The 12415-nt window shown below is 45.2% G+C and carries 7 protein-coding genes; 6 read left to right on the top strand and 1 reads right to left on the bottom strand.

Features of this window, described 5'->3' with window-relative positions:
* The first annotated feature begins 89 nt into the window (after nucleotides 1-89).
* The 6 genes from gldF to BW716_RS18595 all read left to right on the top strand — a co-directional run bounded on the left by gldF (nucleotide 90) and on the right by BW716_RS18595 (nucleotide 10441).
* Nucleotides 90-824, top strand: a complete 735-nt coding sequence (gene gldF, locus BW716_RS18620; RefSeq protein WP_083724736.1) for a gliding motility-associated ABC transporter permease subunit GldF — start codon at nucleotides 90-92, stop codon at nucleotides 822-824.
* 35 nt (nucleotides 825-859) lie between these two features.
* Nucleotides 860-2566: a gliding motility-associated ABC transporter substrate-binding protein GldG gene (gldG, locus tag BW716_RS18615; protein ID WP_179091178.1), complete on the top strand. Its 1707-nt coding sequence runs from the start codon at nucleotides 860-862 to the stop codon at nucleotides 2564-2566.
* Nucleotides 2567-2787: 221 nt separating this feature from the next.
* The gene (locus BW716_RS18610) at nucleotides 2788-5289 is read left to right on the top strand and encodes a bifunctional UDP-N-acetylmuramoyl-tripeptide:D-alanyl-D-alanine ligase/alanine racemase (protein WP_083724732.1); all 2502 of its coding nucleotides are present in this window, start codon (nucleotides 2788-2790) and stop codon (nucleotides 5287-5289) included.
* 53 nt (nucleotides 5290-5342) lie between these two features.
* Complete coding sequence (locus tag BW716_RS18605) at nucleotides 5343-5999, top strand: lipoprotein signal peptidase (RefSeq protein WP_083724730.1); 657 nt, start codon at nucleotides 5343-5345, stop codon at nucleotides 5997-5999.
* Between the two features lie 386 nt (nucleotides 6000-6385).
* Complete coding sequence (locus BW716_RS18600; protein ID WP_083724728.1) at nucleotides 6386-9259, top strand: TonB-dependent receptor; 2874 nt, start codon at nucleotides 6386-6388, stop codon at nucleotides 9257-9259.
* A 207-nt stretch (nucleotides 9260-9466) separates the two neighbouring features.
* Nucleotides 9467-10441, top strand: a complete 975-nt coding sequence (locus BW716_RS18595) for a sulfite exporter TauE/SafE family protein (RefSeq protein WP_083724726.1) — start codon at nucleotides 9467-9469, stop codon at nucleotides 10439-10441.
* Between the two features lie 298 nt (nucleotides 10442-10739).
* On the opposite strand, the gene fumC is transcribed toward BW716_RS18595, so the two are convergent.
* Nucleotides 10740-12137: a class II fumarate hydratase gene (gene fumC / locus BW716_RS18590; RefSeq protein ID WP_083724724.1), complete on the bottom strand. Its 1398-nt coding sequence runs from the start codon at nucleotides 12135-12137 to the stop codon at nucleotides 10740-10742.
* Nucleotides 12138-12415: the final 278 nt, after the last annotated feature.

Genomic DNA, 12415 nt, shown 5'->3' with positions numbered 1-12415 from the left:
CCTGAGGCAAAAGCATTTTTTATTACTAATTATATTCTAACGCTTGCACCTTAAATAATATATATATTTGTACTTTCAGTCAAATTACTATGCTAGCAATATTCAGAAAGGAAATCCATCAGTTTTTCAGCAGCATCACAGGGTATATCGCTATTATCCTATTCCTGCTGGCAAATGGGCTATTGCTATTCGTATTCCCCGACACCAGTCTGCTGGATTATGGATATGCCAACCTGGACCCGCTGTTTGAGCTGGCCCCAGTTATTTACCTGTTGCTGATTCCTGCTATCACCATGCGTTCTTTTGCCGATGAATTCAAATCCGGCACCATGGAGCTGTTGAGCACCAAACCGCTCACCTGGTGGCAGATCGTGAACGGAAAGTTCCTCGCTGGCCTACTGATCGTACTGATTTCCCTGATACCGACTTTGGTGTATTACATCGCCATCCGCAGGCTCAGCGCTCCTAATACAGTGCTGGACAACGGTGGCATTACCGGTTCTTATATCGGGCTGTTCCTGCTGGGAGCCGTTTTCACCGCCATCGGTGTCTGGGCTTCCTCTCTGACCACCAACTCTGTGGTCGCCTTCCTCACCGCCATTTTCACCTGTTTTATATTCTATTATGGATTCGACTCACTGAGTAAGTTGCCTGCCTTCACCGGTTCGGCGGACTACTACCTGCAAATGGCAGGGATCCGCTTCCATTATTCTTCTATCAGCAGAGGGGTAATCGATAGCCGGGATGTAGTTTACTTCCTTAGTATCATTGCACTGATGCTCTATCTAACAAGATTGTCATTACAAAGAAGGATCTGGGATTGAAAATAAGACTGTCACACTAAGTAATTAATCAGATTGTGATTAACAGTAAGAAAAAATACCTGCAACGGGCAATACTCGTCATAGCTATACTGATAGGCGTTAACATCCTGGCCATGTACGTTCATACAAGATGGGACCTAACCGCCGAAAAGAGATTTACCCTTACTCCCAGCACCCGCCAGCTGCTCAAAGGGCTGGATAGCACTGTCACCATCGAGGTATTCCTCAAGGGTGATTACCCTGCTTCCTTCCGTCAACTGGCACAATCTACCCAGGAACTCCTGGAAGAATTCAGGGAAGTAGGCGGTAACCGGGTGCAGTTTTCTTTCCTGAATCCCGGTCAGGGCATGAATGATTCCGACAGGCTCGCTTTTCAGCAATCACTTGCTGAGCAGGGGATCATGCCTTTTAATATGCAGGTGCAGGAAGATGCGAACCAGGGATACTCTGAGAAACTGATCTTCCCGGGTGCCCTTGTTCACTATGGCAGCAAGACCCTCGGCATCAATCTCCTGAAGAACCAGGGTGGCCAGGATCCTATGCAAACCATGAACAGCTCCGAGGCACTGCTGGAATTCCAGTTTGCCAACGCTATATATCAGCTCAAACAAAATCACCTGCCACTGGTAGGCTACATGCTCGGCCACAATGAATTGCTGGGTGCCGAAGTACTGGATGCCCTTACCAGCATGCAAAGCAGCTACCTGCTCGACACGATTACCTTACAATACGTTTCTCACATTCCGCAGGATTTTTCCGCCATCGTGTTTGCAAAACCTGTTGACCGCTTTACGGATGAAGATAAGTTGAAGATAGATCAGTACGTCATGAACGGTGGTAAAGTGATCTGGTTTGTAGATGAACTGAATGTAGGTATGGATAGCCTGCAAAAACATGATACCTATGTAGCCATGGATCGTGAACTGAACCTGGAAGACATGCTGTTTCGCTATGGCGTGAGGATCAACCAGGACCTGATCCAGGATTTACAATGTGATCGCCTTCCACAGGTGGTGGGACATGTTGGGGATAAACCACAGTTTGACCTGCTCCCTTTCCCTTATTTCCCATTGCTTTCACCAACCGGTGCACATCCGATTGTAAAAAATATGGACCTGGTGCTGAGCCATTTTGCAAGCTCAATCGATACGGTGAAAGGGGGGGATATCTCCAAAACAGTGTTGCTGACTTCTTCCGGCAATTCACGTACAGAGCGTGCTCCCGTACAGCTGAGCTGGAACGACCTTCGTACCAAACCTAATCCACGCCAGTTCCAGCAGCATAACCTGCCGGTGGCAGTATTGCTGGAAGGACAGTTTACCTCCCTGTTCCGCAACAGGCTGAGTGTAGACGAGCAACAGCTGATTCAACAGGTGACCCGTTTACCATTTAAAGATCATAGTGATGTTATAAATAAGATGATTGTCGTTAGTGACGGCGACCTCATCACAAATGCCATTTCCCAGAAAAATGGTCCTATGCAAATGGGCGTTAACCTCTTCGACCCCTCGATGGTATATGCCAATAAAGAATTCCTGCTCAACTCGCTGGGATACCTTACCAACAACGCCGGCATCATGGAAGCGCGCAATAAAGAGTTAACCCTGCGCCTGTTAGATGCCGAAAAGATCAAGCAAAACAAGTCTATGTGGCAGGCTATTTGTGTCATTATTCCCGTTCTGCTAATCCTTTTGTTCAGGGTCATTTTCCAGTTCATCAGACAGCGGAAGTTCGAAAGATAAGGTCATTATTAATTAAGTGGTTACCACCTGAAAGCACACATTTATAACAATGTGCTAACGGTTATTCCCATATATTTGCCATTCATTCATCAAAAAATTGCGGCAACCATGACCCCACATTAGAAGTAGACGTCAACTTTGTTTTAATTAATTCTATTAAGGGAAGTGGAACAATGAGGCCGTCACTGGTCATTGTTCCGGCAAAATAAACTTAACCACAAGTGTATAACGCAGAAAGTATCAGCAAGGTGCTGAAAGGTGAGCTATTACAGCAAACAGGTAACCCGGAGATTGAACATATTCTGTTGGATAGCCGGAAGGTGATATTTCCGGCCACCTCTGTCTTCATTCCGTTGGTAAGTCCTCGCAGGAACGCTCATCAATATATAAAAGAATTGTACGAAAAGGGGGTCAGCAACTTCATTGTAAGTGAATCACCGGACCTTGCCCAGTTTCCAACGGCTAACTTTATATTGGTTAAAGATACAATGAATGCGCTGCATGCTTTGGTAGCGTATCACAGACAGCAATTTCATATTCCTGTGATCGGTATAACTGGTAGCAATGGTAAAACCATCGTAAAAGAGTGGTTGTACCAGCTGCTGGAAAAAGATTACAACATCATACGTAGTCCTAAGAGCTACAACTCACAGATAGGGGTTCCCCTTTCTGTATGGCAAATGAAACCTGAGCACCAGCTGGCCATTTTCGAAGCCGGCATCTCCCAACCCGGAGAAATGGAGCACCTGGAAAAGATAATCCGTCCTAACATTGGCATTTTTACTAATATCGGCGAAGCCCATAACGAGGGCTTCCTGAACATCCGCCAAAAGATCAACGAAAAGCTGGTACTGTTTTCCAAGAGCGAACTGCTCATTTACTGCAAGGATTACCTCGCATTGAATGAATGTGTCAACCAGTTTCACAACCTGGTGGGCAAGAAGGAAAACCTGGAGGGCTTACAACTTTGTACCTGGTCGCGCAAAACGGATGCTGACCTTAGAGTGATCAATGTGGAAAAGAACGGTACCCACTCCCACATCGAGGCCCTGCATAAAGGGGAGTCGCTGAATATTACCATTCCTTTTGTAGATGAAGGTTCTATTGAGAATGCGATTCACTGCTGGGTACTGATGCTGTACCTCAAGATCTCTCCGGAAGTGATTCAGCAGCGTATGGATCAGTTGGGTAATATCGCCATGCGACTGGAGCTAAAACAGGGTATTAACAACTGCTCGGTGATCAATGACAGTTACAATTCAGATTTAGGTTCACTCAATATAGCGCTGGATTTTCTGCAACAGCAGCAACAGCACCCTACCCGTACCGTGATACTCAGCGATATTCTGCAAAGCGGCAAGAGCGATGCTTCTCTTTATGAAGAAGTAGCCAGCCTGATGCAACAAAAGAAGATCGACAAGGTAATTGGTATTGGTAAAAACATCTTCCGTGAAAAGAAGTGTTTCCAGCAGGTAGAGGGATTAAAGAGTACTTTCTTCCTCACTACAGAAGAGTTTATCCAGCAGTTTAACCAACAGGATTTTCAGCATGAGACCATCCTGCTGAAAGGAGCACGTGTATTTGAGTTTGAGCGGATAGGCAAATTGCTGGAACAAAAAGTACATCAGACCATTCTTGAGATCAATCTCAGCTCAGTTTCTCATAATATCAAACAATACCAGGCATTGCTGAAACCCGCTACCAAACTGATGGCGATGGTCAAAGCATTTTCTTACGGTAGTGGAAGTTTTGAGATTGCAAATCTATTGCAGTTCCATGGCGTAGATTACCTCGCCGTTGCGTATGCTGATGAAGGTGTTGAATTAAGACGAACAGGTATAACCATGCCGATCATGGTCATGAACCCCGAACCCAGTTCATTTGATGCGATCCTGCAGTGGAACCTTGAACCCGAGATCTACTCCCCGCATTTGTTACAGCAGTTTGAAGAAGAAGTTCAGATAGCAGGCAAGACCGGATTTCCGGTACATATTAAACTAGATACAGGCATGCACAGGCTTGGATTTGAGCGGAAAGACATTCCCGAGCTGGCTGCTATGCTAACAGATAATAATTACCTTACAGTTAAATCTATCTTCAGTCATCTGGCAGGTAGTGAAGATCCGGCACTGGACGAGCTGACCAAACTACAGGGTAAGCATTTCTATGAAATGAGCTATGAGTTGCAAAAGGCACTCGGCTATGCGGTGATCAGACATATTTCGAACAGTGCGGCCATCCTCCGTCACCCTGATTTACAACTGGATATGGTGCGGTTAGGTATCGGGATGTATGGCGTGGACAGCAGTGAGCAAATGCAGGCACAACTGAAACCGGTAAGCACACTGAAAACCACCGTTTCGCAGGTAAAACACCTGAATACAGGCGATTTTGTGGGTTATGGTGCAAAGTGGAAGGCAAAAAGCCCGGCTGTGACAGCTACTGTGCGAATCGGGTATGCAGATGGGTATCCCCGCCGCCTCAGCAATGGCGTAGGCAAGATGCTGATAAGGGGTCAGCTGGCCCCGGTAGTAGGTGTGGTAGCAATGGATATGCTGATGCTGGATGTAACCCACATTACTGATATTGCAGAAGGAGATGAAGTAATAGTATTTGGCGAATCCTTACCTGTACAGCAATTAGCCGCCTGGGCAGGTACTATACCTTATGAAATATTAACAGGAATTTCGCAGCGGGTGAAACGGGTATATTTTCAGGAATGATAGGAAATTCCGATTTTGCACATTATTATTAATTTTGATAAAAATTATACCCTTTGAAATATCGTCACGTAATATTGATTGTAGTACTGGTACTGGTAGTAGATCAGGCATTAAAAGTATGGATCAAAACCCATATGAACTTCTCTGATGAGATCATTATCTTCCCTAATTGGTTTAGGATTCATTTCATTGAAAACGATGGAATGGCCTACGGTATGAAGTTCGGTGGTGATTTTGGAAAAATAATCCTCACGCTGTTCCGCTTATTTGCGGTAATTATTGGTTTCAGATATATGAAGAAACTGGTGAAGCAGGATTACAGTAGAGGTTTGTTAATTTGTGGTTCATTGATTCTGGCTGGTGCCGCTGGTAACCTGATAGACAGTCTGTTTTACGGAATGATATTCTCTTCTTCCAATTATGCAGATGTAGCACAGTTCCTGCCTCCAGGTGGTGGATATGGTACTTTCCTGCATGGAAATGTGGTGGATATGCTGTATTTCCCGATTCTGAGGGGGCATTTTCCAACCTGGTTCCCGATCAATGCAGGTGAGTCTTTTGTGTTTTTCAGACCTATCTTCAATGTGGCGGATGCTGCAATTTCAGTAGGTGTGATCACGATCCTGGTGTTCCAGAAAAAGTTTTTTGCCAGGCACCATGAGAAGGAGAGAGAGCAGAGAGAGAGAGAGCAGGTAGCGGTGAGTAAATAAGTGTATCGAATGACTACTATAAAGTCAAAGCTCCTGTCTTATGGCAGGGGCTTTTTTTATGCCTTGCGGTAGCATGGAGGTGCCTTTTGCGATAGCAGGAGGTGTCTTTTGCGATAGCAGGGTTACCCTTTGCGATAGCTGGGATGTGCCTTGCGGCAGCAGGGACTTGCCTTTTGCGATAGCAGGGGCATATTTTTTTTGTGTTTAACCCCTTCCTCTCATCAAATTTTAACAATAAATTTTGAAATGCTGAATCCCCTTATTACATTTGTCCACAAATTCTATAGACTAATAGATATAAAAAAGAAGAATAAGCTAAGGAACTGACCTGTAATTCATTATACATTCACTAAACTAAAGTCTTTTTACTAATACATATAAATTATATGCAAAACACCAGACGCCCCGTACGTATAATCTATCTGTGGCTCCTGACCATTCTCCTGCCGCTGTTTGCGCAGGCACAACTCAACGGCTCCTATATCATTTCCGGAAAAATCACCGGAGACAGCAAGGAACCCCTGGTAGGAGCTTCTGTACAGATTAAAGGTACCTCCTTCGGCGCCACTACAGACAGTACAGGTACTTTTCACCTGACTGCAAACACTAAATTCCCGTTCAAATTAGTTGTACGTCTCATCGGCTATCAACCGCAGGAGTTCGATGTAAAGAACAGCGATAGCCGTTTACAGATACAACTGGTGACGCAGAACCTGCTTGTGAACGAAGTGGTAGTATCCGCTTCCCGTCAGCAGGAAAAACTGATGCGGTCACCGGTGGCGATTGAAAAACTGGATGTAAAAGCATTGAAAGAAACACCGGCTGCCTCTTTCTATGATGCCATCGGGAACCTGAAAGGGGTGCAGATGACCACAGCAGGTTTGACCTTTAAGGTATTCAACACCCGTGGTTTCAATGTGCCGAACAACTTCCGCTTTATGCAGCTGGTAGATGGTGTGGATAACCAGGCCGCTACCCTTGGTGTACCACTGGGTAATGCCATCGGCCCTACCGAACTGGATATCCAGAGTATTGAAGTTACTCCCGGCGCCTCTTCTGCCTTGTATGGTATGAACGCCATCAATGGGATGTCTAACCTGCTTACCAAGAACCCTTTCCAATACCAGGGTATCAGTGTGTATCAGAAAATCGGTGCTAACCACTTCGATGGCAGTGGAGGTTCTCCAAAGGCATTGACTGAAACTTCTGTGAGATATGCGCAGGCTTTCAATGACAAATTTGCCTTCAAAATCAACTTCTCTTATATGCAGGGTACTGACTGGTATGCGGATAGTCACAATGACTTCAATCCCGGTACCAAGGCGAATCCTGACTTCCCTACGCTCGTAGGTGCGAACAACGTAGCTAACGATGCATGGAATAAATATGCTGACCAGAGTACTTTCCCGATCACTGATAAAAATGGTAAATCTTACAACGTAAGCCGTACCGGATATTGGGAAAAAGACCTGGTAGGTGATTACACCGTAAAGAACCTGAAATTTGATGGAGGGTTGTATTATAAGATCAGACCTAAACTACAGATTTCTTACAACTACCGTATTGGTCAGATGGATGGGTTCTTCCAGCGTGGTAACCGTATTGGTTTGAAAAACGTGGTAGTACAAAACCATAAAGTCGAGTTACAGGGAGAGGATTTCACTATCCGTTCTTATATGTCACTCGAAAACACCGGTGACTCTTATAATATGAACCCGCTGGCGGATAACCTTGAAAAGTCTTTCAAAACAGACAAGGTTTGGCAGTCAGATTATACCAAGGCTTTGAACTCCGCACTGGATGCGGGTAGCGATATCGCTGCTGCTCACCGTGCGGCACGTGCTGCAGCTGATAATGGCAGGTGGACACCGGGTACAGCGGCTTTTGATAAACAGGTGAAGTTGATCAAGAGCATCAACGACTGGGATATTTACCCTACTTCCAAAGATTCTACTAACAAGAGTGGTGGTGCTGCCCTGTTGCAGATGAGCCATTTCTATCACGGAGAGGGTACCTGGAACCTGCGTAAATATGTACACTTTGCGGATGTACTGGTAGGTGCGGATTACCGTACTTACGAGATCATTCCGGATGGCAACAACTTTGTGGATTTCACAAAAGCGCTGGCTGACCGTAATACACCGGGTGGTAAACACATCTGGTATGGTAAAGCAGGTGGGTTTGTACAGGCAAGCAAAACCTTCTTCCATGATCAGCTGAAACTGACAGCATCTTTGAGGTATGATAAGAGTCAGCAGTTCGATGGTAAGTTCAACCCTCGTATTGCGGCAGTATATACCACACCTAATCAGCGTCATAACTTCAGGGCCAGCTGGCAGAATGGGTTTAGGTTCCCATCGCTGTTTGAAGCGTATTCTTTCGTGAATAACGGTGGGGTACGTCGTGTAGGTGGTCTGGCATTTATAGAAGAAGGATTGGGATATTTTAAGAATTCCTTCCTGACCAGCAGTGCGACGGCATATACAACAGCGGTGAATAAGATCACCAATGCAGATGCAACAGTGACAAGGGCAGAGGCAGAGCAGCAAAGTGCAGGCGTACTGAAAGTAGCGAACCTGGACCCGATTGTACCTGAGCAGATCCATTCATTTGAAGCAGGGTATAAGAGTGTGTTGTTTGATAATAAAGTGTTTATTGATGTAGATGGGTATTTCAACAGTTACAAGCACTTTATCGGGCAGGTGGAAGTGGCGGTGCCTAAGACGGGTAGTGTGAATGACCTGACCCAGTCAGTGCTGGATCAGATGTATGATAAGCAATACCAGAACAGGTATAGGGTGTGGACAAATAGTAAGTCTACCGTACAGAACTATGGTTTTGCACTGGGTGTGACTTACAATTTTGAGAAGGGATATACCCTTAGTGGTAACCTGAATTATAATACCCTGACACAGGATAAGACGAAGGATGATGCGTTGATTCCTGGTTTTAATACGCCGAAGTACTTTTCGAATGTGAGTTTTGGTAACAGGCAGGTGTTTAAGAATGTAGGGTTCAATGTGGTATGGCACTGGCAGGATGCTTTCTACTGGCAGAATCTGTTTGGTAATGGTGATGTGCCGGCTTATAGCACGGTAGATGCGCAGGTGACTTATGGATTGCCCAAGATTCATACTTCCGTGAAGGTGGGTGGATCGAATATATTCAATACGGCTTACTTCCAGTATGTGGGAGGGCCTACGATAAAGGGTTTGTATTATGTGGCGATAACGTATGATTTGCCTTTTGCGAAGAAATAAAGGGGCTTATGAAATGCCCAGCCAACAAAGCTCCTGCCTTCGGCAGGAGCTTTGTTGGTTTAGAGAGGTGCCTGCCGGCAGTTGAAAGGATTAAACTTTCCTTATTTTTCTCTTTCTAATAACTTTTTAAGGTTGCCCGCTTGGATAAACCGTTTATTCACCCTACCTTAGTCTATCTTATCTATAGACTAAATAACTAGAGAAATAATGTCGCATAACGAGGAGATAGAGCAAATAGAGAATCAAGTGGCCAGCCCTGAACGCCAGGAGGTCCTTATTGACCTTGTCAATGATGACAACCAGAAGAAGCCAGCTTTATGGCTCCTGATCGGTCTTATCGGGCTAGCAGTACTGGTAGGGGCAGGAATATTATATTATTTTAATACCTCCGAAGCTACGCACACCCGTATCTACGACTTTACGGCGTCTTTGTTCACCAGGGAAGTGTTGTTCTACATCTGTGTAGGATTGGCTGCTCAGATGGTGGATGGTGCGTTGGGTATGGCTTATGGTGCTACATCTACCTCTTTGTTGTTGGGTCTGGGTATTCCTCCGGCTATTGCCAGTGCGAGTGTGCATGTGGCAGAGGTGTTTACGACCGGGGCTTCAGGTATTTCACACTTCCGTTTTGGGAATGTAAATAAGAAACTGTTTATGGGCCTTTTGATACCGGGTGTGATTGGTGCCATAACCGGTGCGTTTTTATTATCTAAGGTGATTGATGGGGATGTGATCAAGCCATACATGAGTGCTTATTTGTTGATCCTGGGTCTTGTCGTACTTCGCAAAGCATTTCAGAAAAAGAAGGCAAAGAGCAAAACGAAGAGACTGGGGCTGCTGGCATTGTTTGGTGGGTTTATGGATGCCATTGGCGGTGGCGGATGGGGTCCGGTTGTGACTTCAACCTTGCTGAGCAAAGGCCGTTCGGCTCATTATACGATTGGATCTGTAAATGCTGCGGAGTTCTTTATTTCTCTGGCTGGTGCGAGTACGTTTTTGTTATTTGGCGCTATTACCGGTTGGCCGGTGATTATAGGGCTGATTATTGGTGGGGTGATTGCTTCTCCTTTTGCAGCGCTGCTGGTGAGGAAGATTAAGCGGAAGCCGCTGATGATTATGGTGGGAATATTGATTATCCTGACTAGTTTACGGACTATTATAATGGCATCATTGCATCATTAATATTATTTAATATTCATTATAAGACATAATAAGAAAAAGGGGTTGTAAAATTTACAACCCCTTTTTTTATGCAGATTATTTGAGTTTTGGGCGGAGATAATCAGATCTCTTTATGGGGATTATTTAATCTCTTTGTGCAGACTACCAGATCTCTTTACACAGATGATTTAATCTCTTTGTGCAGACGATCTGATCTCTTTACTCAGATTATTTAATCCCTTTGGGCAGACTACCAGATCTCTTTACACAGATGATTTAATCTCTTTGTGCAGACGATCTGATCTCTTTACTCAGATTACTAAATCTCTCCAACCATATCAATTGGGTTTACCCACGCATCAAATTCTTCTGGTTTTACATATCCCAGTTTCACCGCCATTTCCTTCAGTGTAGTCCCTTCTTTATGTGCTTTCTGCGCAATCTCAGCAGCTTTGTAGTAACCGATCTTCGTGTTCAGTGCAGTTACCAGCATCAGTGAGTTATCCACATGCTTCTTGATATTTGCTTCGATTGGTTCCAGACCTGTCGCACATTTATCATTGAAGCTTACACAACCATCGCCGATCAGGCGTGCAGAGTGCAGGAAATTATAGATCATTACAGGCTTGAACACATTCAGTTCAAAGTGACCGGTAGCACCACCAATGTTGATTGCTACGTCATTACCCATTACCTGTGCAGCGATCATCGTGAGGGCTTCACACTGTGTAGGGTTCACTTTACCTGGCATGATAGAAGAACCTGGTTCATTGTCAGGAATGTGGAGTTCACCTATACCGGAGCGTGGGCCGGAGCTAAGCATACGAATATCGTTTGCGATCTTCATGAGGCTCACTGCTACAGTTTTGAGGGCGCCATGTGCTTCTACGATTGCATCGTGTGCTGCCAGGGCTTCAAATTTGTTCTCAGCAGTGATGAAAGGCAGACCGGTGAGGTTCGCGATGTGTTTCGCTACATTCTCAGAATAACCTTTAGGGGTATTGATACCAGTACCTACGGCAGTACCACCCAATGCCAGTTCGCTCAGGTGAGCGAGGGTATTGTTGATGGCTCTCAGCCCGTGGTCCAGCTGTGATACATAACCACTTATTTCCTGACCCAGGGTGAGCGGGGTCGCATCCATAAAGTGGGTACGGCCTATTTTCACCACGTGCTTGAAGGCTTCTGCCTTTTCAGCCAGGGTAGCACGGAGCTTTTTGATCCCTGGGATGGTTACCTCGATCAGCATTTTGTACGCCGCAATGTGCATAGCGGTTGGGAAAGTATCATTGGATGACTGTGATTTGTTCACATCATCATTCGGGTGTATCGCTTTATCTTTATCAGTGAGTTTACCACCATTGTTTACATGGGCACGGTAAGCGATCACTTCATTTACGTTCATGTTGGACTGGGTACCTGAACCTGTCTGCCAAACTACCAGTGGGAACTGGTCGTCCAGTTTGCCAGCGAGAATTTCATCGCAGGCGTTGCCGATCAGCGTGGCCTTTTCCTGGGAGAGAACGCCAGCATCCAGATTGGTGAGTGCTGCTGCTTTTTTGAGGTAAGCAAATGCCTGAATGATTTCTTTAGGCATTCTGTTAATATCCTGTGCTATCCTGAAATTGTCGATAGAACGTTGGGTTTGAGCACCATAATATGCGTCTACTGGTACCTGTACTTCGCCCATCGTGTCTTTCTCTATTCTATATTCCATAATGCTTGATTTTTTGCGGTACAAACGTACTAAATGTCAGTAAAAAAATGGCTTGTACAGGCAGGAAATTGGGGAATGAATGAAAATGAAACCATATGGGGCCTTAAGCAATGGATGGCCTGTACAAGCGAACTCTGGGGACAATGGATGTAGGTATAGGATAGGGATAAAAAACTTAAGGGTAAATGGACGAAAAGGCCTTTACAGACCTGATAGCTTAGGGGCGAATGAATGAAAACAGGTTAATGGATGGCCAAGACCGGCATAAAATCATTGGG

It is taken from the genome of [Flexibacter] sp. ATCC 35208 (assembly GCF_001975825.1).
Classification (GTDB): Bacteria; Bacteroidota; Bacteroidia; order Chitinophagales; family Chitinophagaceae; genus Chitinophaga.
The sequence above is the reverse complement of the archived record's forward strand: the minus strand, read 5'-3'. Positions and strand labels throughout refer to the sequence as shown.